Source organism: Bacterioplanes sp. CLAM21, assembly GCF_059641015.1.
Window position 1 is genome coordinate 3000726 of sequence record NZ_CM184929.1, and the last position, 24549, is coordinate 3025274.

Here is a 24549-nt window from a genome sequence, read left to right on the forward strand (position 1 = left end):
ATGTGGCGGCACAGTAACAACACCGTTGTTACTGTCAACCGTTAACACAGTGATCAATCGTCCATTGGGTAAAGAGATTCGGCATAAAACTGCAGCTCTTGCAGCCACATCAGTCGTTTTTCATCACCCGCTTCCATCAGCTGCTGCGCCAACTGCTGTAATTCGATGGCAAAGCGCTCAAAGGTCAGCACTGGGCTGCCTTCTATGCCGTGCAGTAAACGCTGACGACGAAATGCCTCCCAACGCTGGCGCTCATCGCTTTCTAGTGTTTCCGGGTAATTACGTGCGCGATATCGAAACAACATCTCTTCGCCACGCTCATCAGCAAACGGCGAAGGCCAATCAACTAAATCCCAACCACTCAAACGATGTAAGTCTTCCATTGCCTGCTTGTCGTTGCGGGAAAAGAACCCATCATACAAACGACCATCAACGTCTCTGCTAGCAGCAAAGTCGCGCTGCCCGTACACCTGATGCAATTTCTGACTCAAGCTGCCGTGCTGCTGCTCATATTGCTGAATGCTGGCCAGATGCTGGCGCAGCGTCTCACCGTCGATCTGCCAGTGCTGCGCGCGATCTGGGGTCAAGGTTTTTGCTGGCGCCAATACCGGGGCTTTGTTGATATGCACTTCTTTTAACGCTAACCGTTCGACCCCTTCTGGCAAATCCGCCTGACGGGTAAATACCCGTTCGGCAATTTGCTCTGCTGTGAGATCAAATAACGGCGTTGGATCCTGACTTAAATCGACAGCGATAAAGGAGTTTTTATTACTCGGATGCCAACATAAAGGCGCAACAATGGCCATACATCCTCGCTCTGCCGGGTACATACCAGAGATATGCACCAGTGGCCGATGTTGATGCACATCCACTAAGGCTGCCACTTCACTTTTATGTCGAAGACCATAAAGATAACGGTATAACTTGGGTTGTTTGTCTTTCAAAAGCCGTGCTAGCGCGATGGTGGCACGCACATCGGATACCGCATCATGGGCCTTACCATGATCAAGATCATTGGCTATGGTTAGGTGTTCAAGCTTAAAACTGGGCCGACCATCGTCGTGTTTGGGCCAAACGATACCGTCTGGGCGCAGCGCATAGGCACAGCGCATGGCATCGAGCAGATCCCAACGCGAATTTCCTCCCTGCCATTCCCTGGCGTAAGGGTCGAGAAAATTGCGATAGAGGGTGTAGCGCGTCACCTCATCATCAAACCGAATACTGTTGTAGCCAGCACTGCAACTGCCCGGCTGCGACAACATCTGATTAATACGAGCAATAAATTCGCTCTCAGCTATGCCGCGCTGATTGCACTGTTGAGGCGTTATGCCGGTGATGGCAACGGCCTGAGGATGAGGCAAATAGTCGTCGGCTTGGCGGCAAAACAGCTCCACCGGCGGCTCAATTTCGTTCAGATCTTCATCGGTGCGAATGGCGGCAAACTGCGCCGGCCTATCCCAGGCTGGCGACGCGCCAAAGGTTTCATAGTCGTACCAGACAATGCTGTTCACTCAGTGTCCTTAGTGTTATCCAGCGCCACCTCGGGGGCGGCTAAAAATGACGTTTGCAAAAAGCGATGGGCATCAGCGGCGGTTTGCTTCGGCAGTTCCTCCATTGGCATATGGCCGACACCCGAGTAAACCCGCTGCTGCGAATGGGGCAAGTCGTTGGCAAAACGCTGCATAATAGACAACGGCACCCATTCATCGCGGTCGCCCCACATCAGCAAGGTAGGCACCTCCACTTCGGCAACGCGCTGGCCCAAGGTCGGCTTAGCGCTCTGCTCTTTCATGGTGCGAAACACCGCCACTAAGCCACTGCGATTGCCGGGGCGTAAGGTCAGCTCATGGTAACGCTGCACTAGCTGGTCGGTGACTTTATCGCTATCGCCATAGGCGGCACGAATATTGGCGGCCACAATAAAACGCGGCATCATCCACTGGCTCATTTCTCCGACCAACGGCCAAGCCGCCAGCGACATAATAAAAGGCATGTCTTGCGGATAGCCTGCGGCATCCAGCAAGATCAGCTTGCTCACCTGCTGTGGATGAGCCAGAGCGTAATTCCAACTGATATAACCGCCCAATGAATTGCCCGCTAATGCAAACTGCGTTAACTGCAGCCGCTGGGTGAATTGAGCCAGTACATCGACCATATAATCAATGTCGTAACGCTCACGCCCGAGATCGGGACCGGTTAAACCGTGGGCCGGCAAATCCAGTCGAATCAGTCGGTAATGGGGTGCCAACTCGGCGACCCAGCCATCCCAGGTATGCAGCGACGACGCCACACCATGTAGCAACAACAGCGCTGGCCCATCACGATTGCCCTCATCGCGGTAATGCAGTGTCAAACTGCCCAGTTGCATATAGCGTGATTGTTCATTGCCGTAGCGCTGCTGTAACTCATGCAGCGGCTGATCCGATATGCCCATGGAACCGCAGCCAGCCAAGCCTAGCAGCCCCAAAATCAGTACCAGTCGGAGTAACATGGTGAATCTCTTTGTTATTGTCATAAGGCGCGCAGATTATCATATTCACTTCCCCTTTGGCGGTGGCTGGTTAAAATGGGCGCCCGCTTGACGGTTGGCTAGCGAGAACGGCCATCAACCATCATGCGAAGCTCGGCGGCCTTATGGCCGGCACCTCGTTACGCACATCAATTGGGACAGTGGAACAAGCCAATGGCATTACTTAAGAAGTTTTTTAAACCCAAATGGCAACACGACAACCCGGAGGTTCGCCGCCAGGCACTCAGCGACTTGCAAGATGAATCCACGCTGTTGACCTTTATCGAGCGTGAAAGCCAGGCCGAGCTCAGACTGCAGGCGGTGAAGAAAATCACCAGCGCAGCCTTACTGGAACAACTCAGCCAGCACCAACAAGCCGATGTTCGCCAGCATGCTCGCCAGCAATGGCTGCAATATCTGCTGCCAGCACAAGGCATCGACAGTGTCAGCAATGACGACCAGTTGGTTCAAATTGCCAGCCTGACCGACGATCAAGCGCTGCGTATTGCCGCCATCGAGCGCATTAGTGATCAACAACAGCGCTTACAGCTGGCACTCAATCACCCCGCCGCCAAAGTCCGACTAGCCGCTGCCGAGGGTGTTAGTGATGCCGACAAACTGCTGCAGCTGCAACAGCATGCCCAAGGCAAGGACAAAGCAGTGTACCGTCTTTGCAAAGAGCGCCTCGCCGCTGCACGCGAAGCGCAAGAGCAAGAGCAGGCGTTGCAACAACAGTTGCAAACCTTGCAACAACAGCTCAACTATCTGAATCGTTTGGGCTATCAGCCCGACTTTTATGCTCGTTTACAAGTACTGAGCAAGGACTGGCAAGCACTGCAGCCACATGCCTCAGCGACGGACCTGCAGCAAATTAATGCCGCCTTTGAGCAGGCGCAACAGCTGCTCGATGCTCATCAACAGCAAGAGCATCAGCGCCAGCAAGAGCTGCAACAGCAGCAACAAGCAGCACAGCAGCAGCAACAGCTACTCCAACAACTGGCCGAGCTGCAGCACCAGTGCCCGCTTAGTGATGATCCGCAAGCCATGGCGGCGCAATTGAAGCAGCTGCAGCAGCAATGGCATGACAGCTTTGTCCAGCACAAGCCAGATACGGCGAGTATTCGTCAATTTGAAAATACTCAGCAGCACATTCTCACCATACTGACCACGCTGGAGCAGTATGAACAGCTGCACGCTGACATTGCTCACTGGCTTAACGCCAAGACATCCAAGCGCAGCGATGCGCTCAAGCAGCAATTACAGCAAGGCCAACGCTGGCTGCAACAACTGAGCTGGCCACTGGACGACAAGCCTGACTGGTGGCAAGCGATAGAACAGCAAATACAGCAACTGCAACAACAGCTGCAGCAAAACCAACAGCAACAGCAGCAGCGCTGGCGCGAGATCGAGCAACTGCTGACTCAGTTCCGCCAGCAGCTAGAGCAAGGCATGAGCAAAGAAGCCAATCGCTTGCAATCAAAGCTGCAACAGTTGTGCAAGCACGGCTGTCAGCCTGAGCATCAGCGTCAATTAAAAGCCCTGACCCAGCAGCTGCACGATATGCGTGATTGGCAAGGTTTTGCCACGGCGCCGAAAAAAGAGGCCCTGGTGGCCGATATGGAAGCCTTAGTGGGCAGTGAACTGCCTGCAGAACTGCTGGCCGACAAGATTCACGACCTGCAGCAACAGTGGAAGGCTCTAACAGGTGGCCAGTCTGATCAGGCCTTATGGGAGCGCTTCCAGGCAGCCGGCGATCAGGCATTTGAACCCTGCCGCGCTTTTTTTGCTGAGCGCGCCCAGCAGCGAGAACAGTTTGTCGCCGCTCGTCACGCCCTGATAGCTGAGCTAAAGCATTATGCCGAGCAGATGGACTGGAGCCAGGCAGACTGGAAAGCAGTGCAAAAAACCCTGGATGTGGCCCGCGCCACCTTCCAGCAGTACTCCCCCGTTGACCGTGCTGCCCACAAGAGCACGCAACAGCAGTTTCGCCAGGCCTGCGACGCCATCCAGCAACCGCTACACCAACACTACCAGGACAACTTGGCCAGCAAACAGGCATTGGTAGATCAGGCCGAGCAACTGCTTAGCCAGGATGATTTGGCCGCCGCGATCGAGCAAGCCAAGCAGTTGCAACAGCAGTGGAAGCGCATCGGTGCAACGCCAAGACGTGACGATCAGAAACTATGGAAGCGCTTTCGCCAGCATTGCGATGCGCTGTTCGCTCGTTTATCTGAGCAACGCCAAAGCCGTCAGCAGGACATTGAGCAAGCCGTGCAAGCCGCTGAAGCATTAGCCCAGGCTGCTGAAGGTGCCGATAGCACAGACAGCTTGCGCTCGTTGCAACAGCAGTTTAATGCCATCGACCTGCCTCGCAGCGCCCATCAGCGTTTGCTGTCAGCGTTTAAGCAAGCTGAACAACGCCTGCAACAGGCCCAGCAACAGCAACAGCAGGCTGAACGTCAAGCTCGCTGGCACGGCCTGAGCGATAAGCTGCACGCTCTGCATGAGGATGATCAACAACGCTGGCAGGCGGCGCAACTGCCGACGGAGTGCGATAGCAAGCTATTTGAACAAGCTTGGGCGGCGACACTGGAATGCCAGTACGAAGCTGCCGAGCTGTGTCTGCGCATGGAGCTGCTGGCCAATGTCGACAGCCCAGCGCAAGACCAGTCCCGACGCATGGAAATACAGATTCAGCGTCTTGCCGACGGCTTAGGCAAAGGCCTGGACCGGGACGCAGAACGCTTACAACTGGTGCACCAGTGGCTTGCCACCCGCCCAGATGCGAAGCAGCTGCAACGCTTCATCAACGCTTTGATGGCCAGCCTGTAACCCACTCACTTGGCCAGTAGCATCGCTACTGGCCTTGTTACTTCCTTTCCTCCACTAACGCAGCCAGCCAACCTGCTTGCGTGCCACCTGTCAGAAAATACCGCCTCTACATTTGGCATCCCGGCGCAGCTCTGCCGATACTTACAGCATTACCGACTGCCATCAGGGATGCGGATCATGCTCGCTTTTCTCACTCGTCAAGGAAGACTCTGGCCGTTGTTACTGTGGGTGCTAATGACGCCAGCCATGGCCCAGACACCCTTGCAAATACAGCAGCTGCAAGATCCCACCGGCAGTTTGTCGGTGGAGTACGTGCAGCGCCATCTGGATGAATTTCGCAAACTACCAGGACAGCCATGGCTGGGGCGCAGCGGCGACGTATTATGGCTCCAATTACAGGCGTTTTCTCAGCAGCAACGTGGCGATCAGCTGGTGGTGCGACAGCCCCTGCTGGACCGCATCACTTTGTATGGCGCCAGCGAGCAAGGCCACTATCGCCTGATTGCCGACAGCAGTGAAAGCCAAGGTCCCATTAGCCGACTGACATTACCCCCCCACCACCAATCAGCGTTACTGCTACGTTTACAAAGCAGCAGCTGGGGCAGTGCACCGCTCGCCATCGTGAGCAGCACAGAGCTGGGCCAGTTTGACCACTGGCAAACCGTTGTTGTGACCACCGCCATCACTTTGTTGCTGATATTGACTCTGACCGCAGCCCTAACCTGGTTTGAGCGTCGTCACAGCAACAGTGCTTGGCTATGCGCCGCTGCCGTCACCAGCAGTGCTGCCTTGTTGGTGAATACCACGGGTATTATCGGCGGCCTACATTGGCTACCGTTTGCCAGCTTAATGCTACTACTGGCCAGTGTGCACGGCATCGTTCATGGCCTCAGTCATCAAGACAGCCGTTCACTGGCGTTCTTGCTACTGCCTTTGTGTGCCTGCTTGATGCTGGCTCTGGTGCTGCCCATTCTGCCTGCACTGGCACGACAAGTTGGCATTACCGCCACCATGGCCATGTTCACCTTATTGTGGTGGTTACAACTAAAGCCGCAGCGTCATAGCAGTGCCCGACTGGTCCTCTGTGCTGCCTGTTTATTGGTCACAGGGATTTTGGCCTGGCAAGCCAGCCTGTTGGTTACTCAAGCGCTATCGCTGTGGCCAACGCTAATACTCGCCAGCACTTTAGTCATCAGCTTTGCGCTGATTATGGCTAGCCATGTCACCCAGGCCTACATACGTTTTAAAACCCAACAACAGCGCAGCAATGCCCGACACATAAAACTGCGCGATGAAATTGAGCGCCTGCGACTGATCAATCAATCACAGAACCACTTTCTCGCCACCATCAGTCATGAATTTCGCGGGCCTTTGAACGGCATTCTGGGTTCCATCGAAAACGCCCTCAGTCAGCCCAGTCATCAACGCCGGGAAGAGCTGCTCGATGCTCGCTGCAGCGCCGAAGAAGTGCTCGACTTAGTCAATCAAATTCTGACCCATACCGAGCTGGAGTCCGGTTATCACCCGCTGATTCTCGACGATATTTCGCTACAGTCGCTACTTGAACCTATTCAGCAACAATTACAAAGCGGCTGCGATCGCAAAGGCCTGGAACTGATCGTCGACATCAGCCAAGAGTTACCAGAGCGTATGCGACTGGATGCGCCCTGTATCCGCCAAGCCCTGCGAGCACTGGCCGACAATGCTTTACGCCTGACCCAGCACGGTCGTATTTGGCTGAAGGCCAGGCCTTGTGCGATTCGTGGTGAAAGCGGCCTGCAACTAACCTTAGAAGATGAAGGTCCAGGTTTAAATCAAACTGAACTGCAACGCTGGCAGGAGTACTTTCACCAAGCCCAGGGCACACCTGCCTACCAAGATCTGCAGGCACCGCCTGGCATGGGTTTAGCGTTAGTAAAAGCGGCCTGCTACAGCCTTCGCGGTGATTTTTTAGTCGAAAGCCGAGCCAAAGGCCTGTCAGTGAGCCTGACCTTCCCTGCCATGGCGGCAACACGCACAGCAGATACTGAGCTCGACACGCTCACACACAACACTCAGGTGGCGACTCTCGCTCCCGGTCAGCGTGGTCGCATCCTGGTGGTTGAAGACAACACCATCAATCAGCGCGTGATTAAAACCATGTTGGAACGTTTACAGTTTGATGTTGATCTCGCTGACAATGGTGAGCGCGCGCTAGAGCGTTTAAGCAATAACAATGGCCAGCGCTATCAGCTGATTTTTATGGACTGCGAAATGCCCGGCATGGATGGTTACACCGCCACCCGGCGCATCCGTGAAAGCCATTGGCCAGAAAGTATTTGTCCGATTGTCGCCGTTACCGCCCACGCGCTACCAGGCGATCGCCAGCGCTGCCTGGAAGCTGGCATGAACGACTACATGAGCAAACCAATTAATATGCAGCAATTACGTTTGATGATCGGCCGTTGGAGTGCCCGCTTGCCGGATAACACCAATAATGTCACCGAGCATCCTAGCAGCCGGGTGGCCAGCAGCAATAAACCCTCCTGATGCAGAGCAACGGCCTGGCACGTATACTCCAGGCTGACATGACCGAGGATAAAAACGCCATGACATTGGCTCTGCATTATTATTCTGCCTGCCCTTTTTGCCAGATGGTGCTGCGTGTATTACCCAACATCAAGGCGGAGGTACAACTGCGCGACGTTTTGAGCCAGCCACAGTATCGACAAGAGCAGCATCAAGCCACGGGACGTACCACAGTGCCTTGTCTGCGCATCGAGGATGAGCAAGGCCAGGTATCTTGGTTATATGAATCCATGGATATTATTCAATACTTGCAGCGCCTAGAGCAGAATCACTAACAGTGTCACGCTGGCACAGTCAGCGCTGTAGGGTTAATAACGCCGCTGCCAGTACGGAGCGACTAAGGTCAGCGAACGATGAAAAAAACCGGACTGATTTTATCCGGCGGAGGAGCACGAGCCGCCTATCAGGTGGGGGTGCTAAAAGCGATTCACCGTCAACTGCCGAAGGGCCATTACAATCCGTTTGATATTATTTCAGGCACCTCCGCCGGCGCTATCAACGGCATTGCGCTGGCCAGTTTTGCCGATAATTATCGCTTAGGTATCCGCCACTTAGAGCGCATCTGGAGCCATTTCAGCTGTGACCAGATTTATCGTACCGACGTGGTGGGCATTTCACGCTCATTGCTTGGTCTCACGCGCGGCGTGTTTATGGGCGCCCGCCGCCAAGTAGAAACCGTATCCCTACTCGATAACCACCCACTCAGAGAACTGCTCAGCGACGTTATTCGCTTTGATGCCATCCAAGACGCCATTAATAATCAAAACCTGCACGCCCTGGCAGTGAATTGTTCAGGCCTCAGTAGCGGTGAGTCCGTGGCTTTTTTCCAAGGGCACTACAGCATCACTAACTGGCAACGGCAAAGACGTGTAGGCAAGCGGGTGGAATTAACCCTAGATCATTTAATGGCCTCGTCAGCCATTCCGTTGATTTTTCCTCCTGTACATATTCGTGACCAGTTTTACGCCGATGGCGCCGTTCGCCAGCTGGCGCCCATGAGCCCCGCGCTGCATTTAGGGGCCGAAAAAATCCTTGTGATCGGCGTTAGTGGTGCCGCCCATAAACCCAACACGTTAACCGCTGCCGCAGACCAATTTCCGACACCAGCCAATATGATGGGCCATATGCTCAATGCCGCTTTTCTCGATAGCATGGAAACCGACATAGAACGTTTGCAACGCATCAACCGTACCGTCGATCTGATTCCGGCCAAAATACGCGCCAAACAAGCAATGGAGCTGCGCCATATCGATTTATTGGAAATCAGCCCCAGCCAATCTCTGGATGATATTGCCGGCCAGCACGTTGATGAAATGCCGCGCGCGTTACGTCTGGCACTGGGCAGCAGCGGCAATGCCGAACGCAACGGCTCAGGTATTTTGAGCTATTTACTGTTTTCAGCAGGTTTTTGCCGTGCCTTGATTCAGCTCGGCTACGACGACGCCATGCAACGCGGCGATGAAATTCAAGCGTTTTTTTCCGATCATTTTGTTGAGGCCTCAACATGATTCAACGCGTTGTCGTATTAACCGGTGCTGGCATATCGGCAGAAAGTGGCATTAAAACCTTTCGCGATGGTGATGGCTTGTGGGAAAACCACCGCCTTGAAGACGTGGCCACTCCCCAAGCCTTTGAGCGCGATCCTGCGCTTGTGCAAGGTTTCTACAATGCTAGACGAGCGCAGTTAAACTCAGTACAGCCCAATGCCGCCCACCTCGCTTTGGCTGAGTTCGAAAGAAACTTTGGCGGCGATTTTTTATTGGTCACGCAAAACGTTGACGATCTGCATGAACGAGCAGGCAGTCAACAGCTGATTCATATGCATGGTGAACTGAAAAAAGCCCGCTGCCTGCACTGCCAGCAGGTACAACCCTGGCTAACGGATATCGATACTACTAGCGCTTGCCGGCATTGCCAGCAAACACAACTTCGTCCACATATTGTTTGGTTTGGTGAGATACCACTACAGATGGACAGCATTTATTCGGCACTCAGCCAGTGTGATCTGTTTATGAGCATCGGCACCTCAGGCCAGGTCTATCCCGCTGCTGGTTTTGTTGAGATCGCTAACGAGGCCGGTGCCCACAGTGTGGAAATTAACCTAGAGCCATCACACGGCAAAGGAGCTTTCGCCGAGCACCATCATGGCCAGGCAGGCATTGAGCTGCCGAAGTATTTACAGCAACTGCTGGCGCAACAGGCAAAACCTTAAAGCATGACTGGCGGTTAATTGGCTGGGCATTGACCTACACCATTGTTGCAATAATAGGACAACCGGTTATCGCTCTCGCCTCTTATATCACCCCGCCAGATTGGCCTAAACTTTGCCGCAATTCTCCCAGACAGAGTACCCAACATGCGATCCTTTATCGTCATGGCGGTGACAGCCATCGCTCTAAGCGGTTGTCAGAAAGCCACGGAAAATGAAACAACAACAGACATTGCCAGACCCGCCAAGCTGTATCATGTGCCTAATCCGGAGGAGCAGTTATTGCGCCGCTTCCCGGCGAAAGTACAGGCCGCGGAGCAAGCCGCACTGGCATTTCGGGTGGCTGGAGAGCTGCAGTCGTTACCCGCCCAAGCGGGCCAGGAAGTAGAAACCGGCGATGTGTTGGCTCGCCTTGATCCCTCTGATTACCGCATCAAGGTGGACGATCGTCGCGCTCGCTATCAACTGGCCAAAGCCCAGTTTGAGCGAATTGAAGGCTTATTTCGCCAACAACAAGTATCGCAGTCGCAGTTCGACCAAGCTAAAGCTGAGCTAGATATCAGCGCTGCTGCTCTGCAAGCAGCAGAAACCGACCTGTCGTACACCATTTTAAAAGCCCCCTTTAAAGGTGAGATTGCCGAGGTTTACACCGACAATCATCAGCCTGTCGCTGCGGGTCGCACCGTGATTATGCTGCAGGCCAGAGACCAGTTGGAGATAAAAATTCAGGTACCAGAAAACCTGATGGCACGCATCGCTAAATCCGACCGCAGCGCCCACTATCACCCTGAAGTGGAGTTTGAAGCGTTAGCCGGTCAGCGCTTTATCGCCACCTATAAAGAGCATACCGCCCAAGCAGATCCTGCCACCGGCAGCTTCACCACCACACTGACCCTGCCCCGCCCTCCTGGCCTTAATGTATTGCCCGGTATGTCGGCCAGTGTTTATGTCGACTTAAAACAGGTATTGGCCGATCAACCGACCTTATTAATGGTGCCGTCTGCCAGTGTCTTGCAAGCCGCTGAGCAACAAGAAGGCAGCAGCGAAGCCAGTGTTTGGGTCGTCGCAGCGGATATGACCCTTGAGCGCCGCAGCGTTAGCATTGGCCGCATTACTTCACAAGGCATAGAAATCGCCTCGGGCTTGCAAGCCGGAGAAACCATTTTGGCCGCCGGAGTCCATCAAGCCAAAGTCGGTATGCGCGTGCGCCCATGGGTACGTGAGCGGGGTCTGTAACATGTCGGCAGAGAATACCGCCACTTATTTTATGCGCCACGCCACCACCAGCTGGATGATGCTGTTAATCCTGCTGCTGGGCGGCATTTTAAGCTACCTGAATTTAGGTCGGTTGGAAGATCCGCAATTCACCATTAAAGAAGCGATGGTGATTACCTACTACCCCGGCGCCAGCGCCTTGCAAGTAGAAGAAGAAGTAACCGCGCCACTGGAAAATGCGATCCAGTCACTGGCCTATATTGATTATGTCGATTCAGTCTCCAAAGCTGGTTCTTCGCAAATTCACTTGGTGATTAAACCGGAATACAAATCAGAGCAGCTGCCTCAGATTTGGGATGAATTGCGCCGCAAAATTCGTGATCGCCAAGGACGCCTTCCTCCGGGCGTTAAAACCCCAATAGTGATGGACGATTTTGGCGACGTATTTGGCGTCTTGCTGGCACTGACCGGCGACGAATTTAGCTATGAAGATCTGTCAGATTATGCCGACTACCTCAAGCGCGAGCTGACCACCATCGATGGCGTTGCCAAAGTCGACATCACTGGCACACAGACTGAACAGGTATTTATTGATATTTCACGCGAGCGCATGACCAACCTGGGCATTCCGATTTCTCGCTTGTATAGCTTGCTCAATACTCAAAATGTGGTCAATGATGCCGGACACATTCGCATTGGCGACGAGTATGTACGTATTCACCCAACCGGGGAATTTCATTCAGTACAAGAACTGGGAGACTTGCTGGTCAGTGAGCCAGGCTCTGATAAATTAATTTATCTGCGCGATATTGCCCGTATTTCTGATGGCATTGCCGAAGTACCGACCCACTTAACCAACTATCGTGGTGAAGCTTCGCTGCGTATTGGTATTTCCTTTAATACCGGAGTCAATGTTGTTGAGGTTGGTGAGCGCTTACGTCAACGCATCGACAGTTTAGAAAACAGCCGTCCTCTCGGCATCGAATTGCATACCCTATACGACCAACCCGCCGAGGTGGACCAGTCGTCGATGGGATTTGTGCTCAATTTATTGGCCGCCATTGTTATCGTGATTTTGGTGTTGCTGGTGTTTATGGGCATGCGTGCTGGTTTAATCATCGGCAGTATTTTATTTCTGACCGTATTAGGCACCTTTATTGTCATGGATGTCGTCGATATTCAGCTGCACCGCATTTCTCTCGGCGCACTGATTATTGCCCTGGGCATGCTGGTAGATAATGCGCTGGTCATTACCGAAGGCATTATGGTCGGTATTCAGCGAGGCCTCAGTCGCAAGCAAGCCGCCTATCAAATTGTACAACAGACTCAATGGCCACTGCTGGGCGCCACTGTGATTGCCATCACCGCCTTCGCTCCCATAGGTTTGTCACCAGACTCCACCGGTGAGTTTGTGGGCTCGCTATTTTATGTATTGTTGATATCGCTGTTCTTTAGCTGGCTAACCGCACTGACATTAACGCCCTTTTTGTGTGGACTTTTGTTCCGTGATGGCAGCCCTGAAGCTCATTCCGCCCAGGCTGGTGATACTTACAAGGGCCTGCTGTACGACATTTATCGCACCGCGTTAACACGCATGCTGCAGTACCGCGCTGTCACTATGATCTCTATGGTCATTGCCATGATAGTGGCTATTGTCGGATTTGGTATGGTGAAGCAAAGCTTTTTCCCACCTTCTAATACACCGATGTTTTTGATCAACATCTGGATGCCAGAAGGCTCAGATATTCGCGCCACCCAGCAAAAAGCTCAACAATTGGAACAGTATTTCCTCGACCAGGACAGCGTGCAATTTACCTCTTCCACCGTCGGCCAAGGTGAGCAACGGTTTATGCTGACCTATGCCACGGAAAAACAATACCCAGCTTACGCTCAGGTTATGGTGCGAACGGAATCGTTAGAGCAAATCCCAGCCATGATCGAAGCCGCGCGATCCTGGGTCGCAGAAGAAATGCCCGGGGTATTTGTTAAATTTAAACGATTGGAAATTGGCCCCGGCAGTAACGCTAAAATCGAAGCGCGTTTTTCCGGGCCCGATCAAATGGTATTAAGACAGCTGGCGGAGCAGGCGACGGGGATTTTGCAAGACCATCAATTTGCCGCCAATATCCGCTATGACTGGCGCCAACGGGTTAAGGTTATTCGCCCCCTGTTTAATGAAGATAATGCGCGCCGCGCGGGTATTTCCAAGCAAGACCTGGATGATTTGCTGCAGTTGAGTGTATCCGGCAAGACCGTAGGTCTATACCGCGAAGGCACCACCCTTAAACCGATTGTTATTCGCCCGCCCGAGCAAGAGCGTTTGGACGTTGACGGCTTAATGGACCTGCAAATTTGGAGTCCGGTGTTTAAACGCTACATCCCCATTCAGCAAATAGTGGAACGCTTTGATGTGGTATTTGAAGACCCCATTATCGCCAGACGTGATCGCAAGCGCACGATTGAGGTCTACGCAGACCCAGCGGCACACTCGCCACTCAATGCCAATGCCTTGTTTAAGCAAGTGCGCCCTGACATTGAAAATATCGAGCTACCGGCTGGCTATCAGCTGGAATGGGGCGGTGAATATGAATCATCCAAAGATGCTCAAGCCAGTGTGTTTGCCTCGCTGCCACTCGGCTATCTGATTATGTTTATTATTACCGTATTGCTGTTTAACGAGGCCAGAAGCGCTCTGGTGATTTGGTCTTGTGTGCCGCTGGCTATTATTGGCGTTACTGCCGGTATGCTGTTATTGCAAGCAGAGTTTGGCTTTATGGCGCTGCTCGGGTTTTTGAGCCTGTCCGGCATGATTGTTAAAAACGGCATTGTTTTAGTCGATCAAATTCGGTTTGAACTGGAGCAAGGCAAAAACGGCTACGATGCTATCTTCGAAGCTTCCGTTAGCCGTTTGCGGCCAGTGACCATGGCCGCATTAACCACCATTTTAGGTCTATTACCGCTACTGGCCGATCCCTTCTTTAGCGCCATGGCAGTGGTGATTTGCTTTGGTTTGGGTTTTGCCACGGTATTGACGCTGGGTGTGGTTCCCGTGATGTACTCCCTCACCCATGGCATTAAAAAAGCCTGAATAAGACACAAAAAAAGAGTCAGCCTAGGCTGACTCTTTTTTATCCGGACGCGATCAACGCCGCTCCGTGCGTAATCCCATCATCAAACTGACACACATAATCAGCAGTACAATGGTAAAGGGCAATCCGGTCGAAATGGCGCCAGCTTGTAACGCCTGAATGGCCTCGGTGCCGCCTATCCATAACAATGCCGCAGCGATGGCGCCTTCAATGCTGGCCCAGAAAATACGCTGTGGCACAGGCGCATCGATCTTACCGCCAGCGGTAATGCTATCGATCACTAAGGAGCCTGAGTCCGATGAGGTGATAAAAAACACCAACACCAACACAATAGCGATCACCGACAAGATATCGCCCATGGGCAATTCATCCAGCATCTGGAACATGGCCAGTGGCACATCCGTGAGTCCATTGGTACCCAGCGCCCCGACTCCAGACATCACTTGATCAATGGCAATGCCACCAAATACCGACATCCATAATACAGTCACTAAGGTCGGCACGATAAGAACACCAGCGATAAACTCACGAATGGTGCGCCCTTCAGACACGCGCGCGATAAACATGCCGACAAATGGCGACCAAGAAATCCACCAAGCCCAGTAGAATACCGTCCAGCCCTGGAACCAGGCTTCATCTTCACGCCCATGTGGATTACTGAGCGGAATAATATTTTCTAAATACGCACCGATCGTGGTGGGAATGGTCCCCATAGCAACGGCAAAACCAACCAAGGCGACAAATGCCATTAAAGCAATGGCGATCAGCATATTGATGTTACTCAAGACTTTGACACCGCCTTCTAAACCGCGCACCACAGAAATAATGGCTAACGCCGTTACTACCACGATGACCAACACCTGGGTGCCGATGCCACTTTCAATGCCAAACACGTGATCAATACCACTTGCCGCCTGCTGAGCGCCCAAACCGAGGGAAGTGGCCAGACCAAACAAAGTGGCCAATACCGCCAAGATGTCGATGATGTGCCCTGGCCAGCCCCAGGTACGATCACCCAAGATGGGGTAAAAGATAGAACGGATCGATAATGGCAGCCCCTTGTTATAGGCAAAGAAGGCCAACGATAAGGCCACTACGCCATAAATCGCCCAGGGATGAAGACCCCAGTGATACATGGTCGCCGCCATGGCCATACGCGCGGCTTCCGGTGTATTGGCCTCGACTCCCAGCGGAGTTTTGTACCAGCCGGTCAAATAAGCCACCGGCTCAGCCACTGCCCAGAACATCAGGCCAATGCCCATACCGGCAGCAAACAACATGGCTAGCCAAGACACCATAGAATGCGCTGGCTTGGCACTGGCCCCACCGATGCGGATCTTGCCATAGGGCGATACCAATAACGCTAAACAAAAGACTACGAATATATTGCCTGACCAGATAAATAACGCGTCGAAGGTGCCAATGATGTCCCACTTGATACCGTCTAAAGCCCCTTTGGCCGTGGCGGGATCAGCCACCAGCACCGCCACCAGAAACAGCAATATCAAGCCTGCACTGATGCCGAAGACGGGGTTGTGGACGTCAAAGCCCCATTTTTGAACGTTATCCTGACCAACGGTGTAGTCAGTATTTTCAATACTGTACTTATCGTGGTGGCTACTCATAAGGTTTCCAGACAGTGAATTTCATTAGTACACTAAAGGAAATACTACCCAAAACTCAAGTTTTTAGCGAAAAAATGCCCTCACTATCAGGCATTTAGGGAATAACGAGACGTGAATTTCCGCCCTGACGAGCACCAACAGCAACCGCCAGCCACTTATCAGAAATCCGATGCGCCTAGGGCTAAGCAGCAGGTTTTTGGTCGCCAATGGGCGGCATCACGCAGCGCGATAGATACAGCACCAAAGCAATAGCAGGTATGCCTAATGCGGCTGCAATAACAAAGAACTCAATATAACCGTAGTGATCAACGACCACGCCAGAAAAACCACTGATAAACTTCCCTGGCAAAGTCATCAGCGAGCTGAATAAGGCATATTGAGTGGCGGTGTAGTGACGATTAGTCAGGCTCGAGAGGTAAGCAATGAAGGCAGTGCCAGCAATGCCGCCACTTAAATTATCAGCACTGATCACCAACGCCAGCCACATCAGCGATGGCGTCTCATTGATGCCAAGCCAAGCCAGCCAGGCAAACAGCAAGTTCGTACTGGCCACCAGTATCGCCCCGAGCAACAAAGGCCGATAAATACCCAAGCGTATCACCAACAAGCCACACAGCGCGGAACCAGCAATGGTCATAAAAAAGCCAAACAGCTTAGCCACCGATGCGATATCCGACTTGCTGTAACCTAGATCCAAATAAAACGGATTGGCCATCGCTCCCATGGCCAAGTCACTGAGCCTAAATACACCAATAAAGGCCAATATGGTCAACGCCAACCAGCCGTTTCGACGGAAGAATTCCAAAAACGGGCACACCACAGCGCCTAACCACCAGCGCTGCCAAGCAGGCCTTTGCGCCAGCTGCATATCGCGCCCGAATACGTCATTAACTAACTGATATTCCTGCGACTGACGTTCTTGAGTGTCATCTTCTTGGCTGGCATCGGCCCATAACGTCACCAACATCATGGCCGCTGCCAACAACGCCATCAGTACATAAGCCGATGACCAACTGCCCCATTCCGCCAGATATAAGGCGCCGGCACCCGATACCAGCAAGGCCACCCGATAGCCAAAGTAATAGGCAGCCGATAGCGCACCCTGCCAACGCTCATCGGCAATTTCAATGCGATAAGCGTCAATAGCGATATCTTGGGTAGCCGATGAAAACGCCACCAACACCGCCAGCACCGCCACGGCAGCGATACTGGTGGCAGGATCAAGCTGGCTCATACAGGCAAGCCCTGTCGCCACACCGGCTTGCCCTACCAAAATCCAGCTACGCCGTTTGCCTAGCCAACGAGTTAAGCCAGGCAAGCGCAGCCGATCAATGGCCGGAGCCCAGAACACCTTGACCGAATAGGTCATGCCAACCCAGGCAAAAAAACCTATGGTGCTGCGCTCGATACCAGCTTCAGTCAGCCAGGCGGTTAAGGTCGAGAAAACCAGTAAAAAAGGCAGGCCTGCGGCAAACCCCAATGCGCCTAAAACCGCAACGGGCTTATGGCCATAGGTATCACGCAACTGCCGCAGGAAATCCATCATCAGTCTTTGAAGTTTTTAAACATTAACGGCAAGGTGATGCTGTCTTCGGCTTTTAACAGCGCCATGACCTGCTGTAAGTCATCGCGCTTTTTGCCCGTTACGCGCACCATTTCACCCTGAATCGCTGCCTGCACCTTAATTTTGCTGTCTTTTATTAGCTTCAGCATTTTTCTGCCCAGGTCTTTATCGATGCCCTGGCGCAAGGTCGCGGTGACTTTTACCTGCTTACCCGCACCTTGCGGGTCGCTGTACTCCAGGCAAGTGATTTTGATATTGCGTTTAATCAAGGCACCTTCCAGCATGGGTTTCATTTGCTCGACCTGAAACTCATCTGCAGCCGTCAGAGTGACAGCCCAATCCTGCAGGGCAAAGCTTGCGTTGGCGCCTTTAAAGTCGTAACGCCGCTCCAGCTCACGATTGGCCTGATCAACGGCATTGAGGGCTTCGTGTTTGTCGATTTCCGATACAACGTCAAAAGATGGCATGAAGAATCTCCGCTAAATAATTGGTTGGCATATATACTCTTCGAGATAGACAAATGCAAAACGCACCGTCTGGCAAGCTGGGGGAACAGGATGGATATGGAAACCAAAATGACGCTGCACGGCCCGGGCACCTACTATTTTTCCGTTACTGGCGCCAAAGAGCAGCCCATTTTTTATTCAGTCTTTGAATATGGATACGCTGAACACATCCTGTCGCACTTGCCCAATGCCCGCCTCATCGCCTACGTCTTTAACCCCTATGAAATTCAATGTGTATTGCACTGTCAGCGTGACTGGACCGAAGTGATAGACACCTTGCACCGTGCCTTTGATCATATGCACGAGCAGTGTTGGCAAAGGCGCCACCAAGTATTGTCCGATCAAAGTACGGTACTGCTGGTGGATGACAGTGCCTATTTAGCCGATTTGGTGTTGCAGCTACATCGATGGCCAGTACTGCAACAGCTGGTGGCTACGGCAGAGCTTTACCCCTGGAGCAGTGACCGTTATTACCGCCTGCCCAACGCCCCAGACTGGCTCGATAGTTGGCGCATGCTAAATTGGCTCAGCCACGGCCGTCGCAACCAGGCCCAGCACTATGCTGCCGTCATGCAACAGCCCGCCCGCGCCACCCTTAACCTATTATCAGGCAATCACCCCATGTATCAGGCGTTGGCACGTGATGGTTTTATTCAGCGCTTCTTGAAAAAAGAAGCTTTATCACAGGCCGCACGATCCAACCAAGAGATACGCGACCTTTACGACAACGCTTGCGCCTTGGTCAGTGACAGCCTGGGCATTGCCGTAGAGCAAATGACCGACCCACAGAACCGCCGCAACTTTAACCGTCTGATGCCCATCGTGGTGTGGTTATTGCGCGAGCGAGGACTGCATTTTGATGATATTTCCCGCTTAGTGGGCGAAGACGAAGAGCGCTTGCAGTGGTGGCTACGCAATCTGGCCGCCGATCACGAACAGGCGTTATTACAGCGTATCATGCAGCGTTGGTCGCCGATGGAACCGGTATTTAACCCAGATTTTGCCGAGGCCTAAGGGCATCGATATACTGGCGCCATGATGAAAATTGGAATTTTAGGCCTGGGAGCCATGGGCACCTTGATGGCTTATCACTGGCGCCAAATGCAGCTGTTCGCACTGATTCACGATCATGGCTGTGAGCGGCGCATTGAGCATCAAGGCGAGCATACATTCAACATCCCGCGCTGGCGCGGTGAAACGCTGAATTGGCTGGTGGTGTGTACCAAGGCCGGCGCCACCCTCGATGCCCTCGCGCCTTACCAAACACAATTGCCTCATGTCGAGCGCCTGGTGTTATTGCAAAATGGCATGGGCCAGCAGCAACAGCTTAAAAACTGGCTGAACACAATCGATCAAGCACCGAGCTTATGGGTTGCCAGCACCACCGAAGGCGCCTACCGGCGCGACCAAAACACAGTGGTCTATGCCGGTATCGGTGAAACTCTGGCCGGGCCTTGGTCAGATGACGATGACGACGCACCATTGCCGCCGACCTGGCAACGCATCCCAGATATTCGTACTCGCCTCTACCACAAGCTGGCGGTGAATGCCGTGATCAACCCGTTGACGGCTCAGCATCACTGCAAAAATGGTGAGTTGCTGACAGAGCCTTTTCGCGCCCAAGCGGAAGCTTTATGCCATGAAGTAGAAGCAGCCTTTGCACAATTCAACTGGCCCTGCCCTCAGCCTTTGTGGCAAACCATCATCCAGGTCGCCAGCGCCACCGCCAACAATCGCTCATCCAGCTTGCAGGATATTGCGGCCGGGCGCCCAACAGAACTGGCCTACATCACAGGCCATATTCTGGCCCAAGCACGGCGCCATAAACTGTCTCTGCCGCTGCAGCAGACGCTGCTAAGCACCATCGAAAATGACCGCGTAAATTGACCTGACGCGCTGACACCGCTAGTCTGTCGCGCCTCAGGTGCCTGTATTAGGGCCTGTTAACACTATTTAGCTTTGCTACTGCAAGTCAGTTTTTTGAGGCATGAGGGACGTGGTTTAACGGGTGAAATAAGCAACGAATAACGCGACTCAGGGAAAACGAACTCCAGCCCTTCGGGGTATGGCTGAACATCCCTCAATCCGTGTTGCTCATCCTTCATTTAATTAGTTAAACATCCATCCTCGCGCCTTGATTGAGAGGTTTTCAGCTCATCACAGCGTGTTCGAAATAGTGTTAACAGGCTCCAGTGTCCTGAGTCAGAAGTTCGTATATTTTTCAGAGCGAATGGAAAGCGCGAGTACAAGTCGCTGTTCACAGGAAATATCGGGATCTTTTCAAGAGCAGCAACGCCGTAATGGGACTTTCCATTCGTTCCCGTAGGGCGTGCCCTTCAAGCCCTCTGGCTTCGTTCTGCCGCTTGCCAATGGAACCACCATTGCCAGCGAGACACGCCTAGCCAGAGAACTTGGATGGCCCACTGAAAGCATGCGAACTCCTGACTCAGGACACTAGCAGGGTAAACGGGAAGTCTGGTGAAAAACCAGCGCTGCCCCCGCAACGGTAACTGACCATAACCATCGCCATCACCACTGTGCCATTGCAGCATGGGAAGGGGCCTTGGTTGAGCTTTGCTCAGGTCATAAGCCCGGATACCGGCCTGATCCCTTTAACCAGCAATTGCGGTGGGCAGTAGCGGTATTGTTGTGATCGATTTAGATCAGGGCAAGCCGTGCTCATCGATGCTCTCGACCTGAGGCCCGGTGTGCGTTATTCGCCTTTGCCCCTGCTAAACCGACTGTCCCTTGCTGCCTTGCTGTCATTAGCCAGCATCGCAACGGCCAATGAGCTAACACCCGTCACCGTTACCGCAACGCCCGGCGACAGTGCTGCTCAACAATTGCACCAGAGTGATTTATCCCAGGGTTATAGCGATCTAGCTGGCGCACTGCAGACTCTGTCAGGCGTGCAAGTGCAGTCACAAGCAGCCATTGGCGATCCAGTGATGATCAGCGTGCAAGGGGCGAGCCCACGTCAGACTCAGGTGCGTATCGACGGTATTGAAGCGCCGCGAGACTTATTTGGTGGCTACGATCTGACTCTGGTGCCTATTCACCAAATTGAATCCATCGAACTATCGCCCGTCGGCGCCGGCGATAACGCCATTGGCGGCACCCTCGACATTCGCACTAAACGCCAATTAACACCCACCGTATCGTCCTCATTGGGTGCCTACGGTTGGCGGCGCATCAATTGGCAGCAGCCCACAAATGAGCAGGGCTCATTGCAACTGCATCATCTTGCCAGTCGCAACGATTTTGACTACCCGGTCCCCAGCCCACTGCAGTACCCCGATCAACCTGGCTTGGAGCAAGCGTTAAACAATGCCGGATACCGGCGCTACGATCTGAGCTTGCAACAGCGCTGGCAACCAGTGGAGGTGAAAATTGGCCACCATAAAGCCCATAAAGATTACCCAGATTATTTCAGCAACCGGCCACAACAGAGTCGTTACCTGCAACAAGCCAGCAGTTTGCTGGTGAGCGGAGAGCTGGACGGCCAGCAAGCGCAACATTGGCAGCTGTACTGGCGCCGCTATGACGATCGTTATCTGAATCGTGATGGCAGCATTGGCCTAGGCCGGCAAGACAATCGCTATTTTGGCCACCAGCTCACGGGCCAGTGGCAAATCGAGCGTCAGCTGCAACAGCATCATCTGCAGCTGCAACTGGAAGCCCAGCAGCAACGCTATAGCAGTCGCCACAAACTGAGTGCCAATAACGACTGCAGCGACCTTAGGTCAGCCTGTGATCTCAACAGTGAGCGCCAGTTATTCAGCCTGGCGGCACAACACCAGTTTCAACTTAACCAGCAGCGCTGGGTGACCTATCTACGTCACCGCCATTGGTCTGACAGCAGCGTCACTCGCAGTCAGCAAGGTTATCAGGATCAGCAACAATGGCAGGACGGCGCCATCAGCTGGCACAGCAGCGGCAGCTATTGGTCAAGCCAACTCAGTGGCAAGCGCAGCATACGCTTTGCCAGTTTGTTTGAACGTTTTGGTAATCGTGGCTTATTACGCGCCAATGCCAACCTAAAAGCAGAGCTCGCCCACAGTGTGCACTGGCATGGCCAGCTGACACTGGCCCAGCAAACCTGGCGGCTGGACCTATTCCAGCGCTGGCTGCAAGACGCCATTGTGCCTGTGTATGACGCCCGCGGCATTGGCCGTTATGAAAACACCCAGGCAGCCCGCATGCAGGGGCTGGAAGGTCAGTGGCAATCATCACCCTGGTCTTTAGGACATTGGCAGCTGACAGCACAACTGAGCATCAGTCATTACCGCAGCCAAACCCAAAGTGATATTAAAGCCTTCGAGCAGCAGCAACTGGCCGGCATCTATCATCAACAGTTGCAAGCTCAAGTGAGCCTGCAAGGCCCATCACAGCAACTGCAGCTCAGCTATGAGCTAGCCGACGATTTGTATCTGGATCGCGCCAACTTAGTCGCTGGCGACCCTCGTCGCCTATGGCACGCACACTACCGTTTCCACACACCGTCCTGGCAGGCCGGACTGAGGATCAATAACCTCAGCGACGCTCGTTATCGGGATTTCAGCAACCGCCCCGCCCGCCCACGCGATTGGCTGGCCTATGTGACGTTGCACTATTAGCAGGAGAATCACCCATGCAAAAGCACCTTTTGATACTGTCCATCGCTGCCACCCTTGGCGCCTGTGGCAGTGACAGCAACAGCTCCCCCAACAAGGATACTCAGCCCGTTGCCACAGCACGTTACGTCGCTCAGCTGTACGCTCAAGACTACAGCAGCAGCCAAGTGGCCAGTGGCGCTATAAATGGCGATCGCAGCGCCACTCAGGGCTTATTAATACAAGCCAAATCAGATTACAGCCTTAGCACCTATGGCAATACCCTGTATCAGCTGGGCCGATACCAGATCGACACGGTCAGCCGTTATCAAGGCACGGATCTGAATACCCAGATATGGCAATACAGCACTCGCCAAGCCGAGGAAAATTCATCTAACACCTACCAGCTGGTGCAATACAGTGACACCGTCGCGTATCTAATACGCTACGACAGCCCATTGATCCTCAAGGTCAACCCAACCGCCAGCAGTCCAGAGCAGTTTGTGGTGGCTAGTATCGACTTATCGGCCTACATCGCCGAGGGTGCAGATACACCGAAAATGAATAGCGCGCTGATTGCTGGTGATCGTTTGTTTGTATCTATGCAACGATTGGATGCCAACTGGCAGGCGCAAACCGCCTATGTGGCGGTCATTGATCTCGCCAGCGGCGAAGAAATTGACACCGATCCGCAAACCGATGGCCTAGCGGGCATCGCCCTAGAGGGCATCAACCCAGCAACCATGGTATTGCACAATGGCCGTATTCTGATCACCAACCGCGGCGACTTTGCCAGCAACAGCGGTACGCTGGAAGCCATCGACACCACCACTTTCGCCCGCACGACGTTGGCGGATGGTGATAGCTTTCCGCAATACCATCGTAACCTTGATGATGACGACGCCAGCAATAACGTGATTTATCACTTCCAGGATGTGGCCGTCGTCAGTGATCAACAAGCCTACCTAGTGCTGAGTCAGGAGCAAGGCTACCAGGGTATCGAAGATCAGTTACTGCCGTTTGATCCATCAACTGCGACCTTTGCTGATAGCATCAGTAGCACCTTACCAGCACTGAATGGCCAACAATTGGGCGACATCAATGTTGGACCCGAATCTCGCTTATGGGTCACTATCAATAATGCGCAGGCTCCCTCCATCGCCGTGATCGATAGCGACACCCATACTCTCAATGGTGAGCTGATCGAACTCGATATGCCTGCCAGCCAGATTGAATTTCTGAGCGAATAACGAGGCCACTATGGGTAATCGTTTGTCGAAAATTGCCACCAAAACCGGAGACAACGGCCAAACTGGCCTAGGTGACGGCTCGCGGGTTGATAAGCACAGTGAGCGCATTTGCGCGATTGGTGACGTTGATGAGCTGAACAGCTGGATGGGCTTACTGCGGGCTGAACTGCCCGCATCCGATGCGATGCAAACCTTGCTGGATCAGATCCAACACGATCTGTTTGATCTGGGGGGCGAGCTGGCGGTACCAGGCTTCAACGCCCTCAGTGAGGCACTGATTGCAGATCTTGAAGCAGAACTGGATCGACTTAACGCTGAGTTGCCCGCGCTAAAGGATTTCATCCTTCCGGGTGGTTGTCGCGCCAGCGCGCACTGCCATATGGCTCGTGCTGTCTGTCGTCGAGCGGAGCGCTCGTTGGTGGCATTGCAACAGTCACAAGCGATCAACCCGCTGGCACTGCAGTATTTAAATCGCTTGTCTGATTTACTGTTTGTTTGTGCCAGAACCCTGGCGCGCCGGGATGGCGGCCAGGAAGTGCTGTGGCGTAACCGTTATCAACGCAAAACGGATTAACGTCAACGAGTGTCCT

General features: G+C 53.3%; 17 protein-coding genes and 1 riboswitch. Of the genes, 12 read left to right on the top strand and 5 right to left on the bottom strand.

Annotated features, from left to right (window positions below):
- Positions 1–53 precede the first annotated feature (53 nt).
- Together sbcB and AC55FS_RS13650 are read right to left on the bottom strand one after the other, a co-directional pair.
- Entirely contained in the window at positions 54–1511 is a 1458-nt protein-coding gene (gene sbcB, locus AC55FS_RS13645) for an exodeoxyribonuclease I (RefSeq protein ID WP_496932805.1), read from the bottom strand.
- Positions 1508–2491 carry an alpha/beta fold hydrolase gene (locus AC55FS_RS13650; RefSeq protein ID WP_496932806.1) on the bottom strand — a complete coding sequence of 328 codons (984 nt, stop codon included), beginning with the start codon at positions 2489–2491 and terminating at the stop codon, positions 1508–1510. The genes sbcB and AC55FS_RS13650 overlap by 4 nt, the downstream gene beginning before the upstream one ends.
- A 192-nt stretch (positions 2492–2683) precedes the next feature.
- On the opposite strand from AC55FS_RS13650, the gene AC55FS_RS13655 reads away from it, so the two are divergent.
- The 7 genes from AC55FS_RS13655 (at position 2684) to AC55FS_RS13685 (ending at position 14421) form a co-directional block, all read left to right on the top strand.
- Positions 2684–5341 (top strand): DUF349 domain-containing protein, encoded by a 2658-nt coding sequence (locus AC55FS_RS13655; protein ID WP_496932807.1) that lies wholly within the window; start codon positions 2684–2686, stop codon positions 5339–5341.
- 177 nt (positions 5342–5518) lie between these two features.
- Positions 5519–7870 carry a response regulator gene (locus AC55FS_RS13660; protein ID WP_496932808.1) on the top strand — a complete coding sequence of 784 codons (2352 nt, stop codon included), beginning with the start codon at positions 5519–5521 and terminating at the stop codon, positions 7868–7870.
- Between the two features lie 38 nt (positions 7871–7908).
- A complete protein-coding gene (locus AC55FS_RS13665; protein ID WP_496932809.1) occupies positions 7909–8184 on the top strand; it encodes a glutaredoxin family protein in 276 nt (91 codons plus the stop codon).
- Positions 8185–8262: 78 nt separating this feature from the next.
- On the top strand, positions 8263–9417 hold the full coding sequence (locus AC55FS_RS13670) for a patatin-like phospholipase family protein (protein ID WP_496932810.1): 1155 nt from the start codon (positions 8263–8265) through the stop codon (positions 9415–9417).
- Complete coding sequence (gene cobB, locus AC55FS_RS13675) at positions 9414–10121, top strand: Sir2 family NAD+-dependent deacetylase (RefSeq protein ID WP_496932811.1); 708 nt, start codon at positions 9414–9416, stop codon at positions 10119–10121. Before AC55FS_RS13670 ends, cobB begins: the two co-directional genes overlap by 4 nt.
- A gap of 144 nt (positions 10122–10265) precedes the next feature.
- Positions 10266–11354, top strand: a complete 1089-nt coding sequence (locus AC55FS_RS13680) for an efflux RND transporter periplasmic adaptor subunit (protein WP_496932812.1) — start codon at positions 10266–10268, stop codon at positions 11352–11354.
- A gap of 1 nt (position 11355) precedes the next feature.
- Positions 11356–14421, top strand: coding sequence for an efflux RND transporter permease subunit (locus AC55FS_RS13685; protein ID WP_496932813.1), 3066 nt, complete (start codon positions 11356–11358; stop codon positions 14419–14421).
- A gap of 54 nt (positions 14422–14475) precedes the next feature.
- Here the strand turns inward: AC55FS_RS13685 and AC55FS_RS13690 are convergent, their stop codons facing one another.
- From AC55FS_RS13690 to AC55FS_RS13700, 3 genes are all read right to left on the bottom strand, one after another.
- The gene (locus AC55FS_RS13690; RefSeq protein ID WP_496932814.1) at positions 14476–16047 is read right to left on the bottom strand and encodes a BCCT family transporter; all 1572 of its coding nucleotides are present in this window, start codon (positions 16045–16047) and stop codon (positions 14476–14478) included.
- A 181-nt stretch (positions 16048–16228) separates the two neighbouring features.
- Positions 16229–17593, bottom strand: coding sequence for an AmpG family muropeptide MFS transporter (locus AC55FS_RS13695; protein ID WP_496932815.1), 1365 nt, complete (start codon positions 17591–17593; stop codon positions 16229–16231).
- Positions 17593–18078 carry a YajQ family cyclic di-GMP-binding protein gene (locus AC55FS_RS13700; RefSeq protein WP_496932816.1) on the bottom strand — a complete coding sequence of 162 codons (486 nt, stop codon included), beginning with the start codon at positions 18076–18078 and terminating at the stop codon, positions 17593–17595. Before AC55FS_RS13700 ends, AC55FS_RS13695 begins: the two co-directional genes overlap by 1 nt.
- A 90-nt stretch (positions 18079–18168) precedes the next feature.
- Here AC55FS_RS13700 and AC55FS_RS13705 point away from each other — a divergent pair, with 90 nt between their 5' ends.
- The 5 genes from AC55FS_RS13705 to AC55FS_RS13725 all read left to right on the top strand — a co-directional run bounded on the left by AC55FS_RS13705 (position 18169) and on the right by AC55FS_RS13725 (position 24533).
- Positions 18169–19131 (top strand): hypothetical protein, encoded by a 963-nt coding sequence (locus AC55FS_RS13705; RefSeq protein WP_496932817.1) that lies wholly within the window; start codon positions 18169–18171, stop codon positions 19129–19131.
- A gap of 24 nt (positions 19132–19155) precedes the next feature.
- Entirely contained in the window at positions 19156–20004 is an 849-nt protein-coding gene (locus AC55FS_RS13710; protein ID WP_496932818.1) for a ketopantoate reductase family protein, read from the top strand.
- 531 nt (positions 20005–20535) lie between these two features.
- A riboswitch (cobalamin riboswitch) is annotated at positions 20536–20738 on the top strand.
- Between the two features lie 54 nt (positions 20739–20792).
- A complete protein-coding gene (locus AC55FS_RS13715) occupies positions 20793–22733 on the top strand; it encodes a TonB-dependent receptor plug domain-containing protein (RefSeq protein WP_496932819.1) in 1941 nt (646 codons plus the stop codon).
- A 14-nt stretch (positions 22734–22747) separates the two neighbouring features.
- Positions 22748–23959: a hypothetical protein gene (locus tag AC55FS_RS13720; protein WP_496932820.1), complete on the top strand. Its 1212-nt coding sequence runs from the start codon at positions 22748–22750 to the stop codon at positions 23957–23959.
- 10 nt (positions 23960–23969) lie between these two features.
- Complete coding sequence (locus tag AC55FS_RS13725) at positions 23970–24533, top strand: cob(I)yrinic acid a,c-diamide adenosyltransferase (protein WP_496932821.1); 564 nt, start codon at positions 23970–23972, stop codon at positions 24531–24533.
- Positions 24534–24549 lie beyond the last annotated feature (16 nt).

Excerpts from the sequence above, each read along its gene's own strand:
- AC55FS_RS13670 (WP_496932810.1), top strand. The coding sequence starts at position 8,263 with ATGAAAAAAACCGGACTGATTTTATCCGGCGGAGGAGCACGAGCCGCC.
- AC55FS_RS13665 (WP_496932809.1), top strand. The coding sequence starts at position 7,909 with ATGACCGAGGATAAAAACGCCATGACATTGGCTCTGCATTATTATTCT.
- AC55FS_RS13725 (WP_496932821.1), top strand. The coding sequence starts at position 23,970 with ATGGGTAATCGTTTGTCGAAAATTGCCACCAAAACCGGAGACAACGGC.
- AC55FS_RS13700 (WP_496932816.1), bottom strand. The coding sequence starts at position 18,078 with ATGCCATCTTTTGACGTTGTATCGGAAATCGACAAACACGAAGCCCTC.
- AC55FS_RS13680 (WP_496932812.1), top strand. The coding sequence starts at position 10,266 with ATGCGATCCTTTATCGTCATGGCGGTGACAGCCATCGCTCTAAGCGGT.
- AC55FS_RS13690 (WP_496932814.1), bottom strand. The coding sequence starts at position 16,047 with ATGAGTAGCCACCACGATAAGTACAGTATTGAAAATACTGACTACACC.
- cobB (WP_496932811.1), top strand. The coding sequence starts at position 9,414 with ATGATTCAACGCGTTGTCGTATTAACCGGTGCTGGCATATCGGCAGAA.
- AC55FS_RS13685 (WP_496932813.1), top strand. The coding sequence starts at position 11,356 with ATGTCGGCAGAGAATACCGCCACTTATTTTATGCGCCACGCCACCACC.
- AC55FS_RS13695 (WP_496932815.1), bottom strand. The coding sequence starts at position 17,593 with ATGATGGATTTCCTGCGGCAGTTGCGTGATACCTATGGCCATAAGCCC.
- AC55FS_RS13660 (WP_496932808.1), top strand. The coding sequence starts at position 5,519 with ATGCTCGCTTTTCTCACTCGTCAAGGAAGACTCTGGCCGTTGTTACTG.
- AC55FS_RS13710 (WP_496932818.1), top strand. The coding sequence starts at position 19,156 with ATGAAAATTGGAATTTTAGGCCTGGGAGCCATGGGCACCTTGATGGCT.
- AC55FS_RS13650 (WP_496932806.1), bottom strand. The coding sequence starts at position 2,491 with ATGTTACTCCGACTGGTACTGATTTTGGGGCTGCTAGGCTTGGCTGGC.
- AC55FS_RS13705 (WP_496932817.1), top strand. The coding sequence starts at position 18,169 with ATGGATATGGAAACCAAAATGACGCTGCACGGCCCGGGCACCTACTAT.
- AC55FS_RS13655 (WP_496932807.1), top strand. The coding sequence starts at position 2,684 with ATGGCATTACTTAAGAAGTTTTTTAAACCCAAATGGCAACACGACAAC.
- AC55FS_RS13720 (WP_496932820.1), top strand. The coding sequence starts at position 22,748 with ATGCAAAAGCACCTTTTGATACTGTCCATCGCTGCCACCCTTGGCGCC.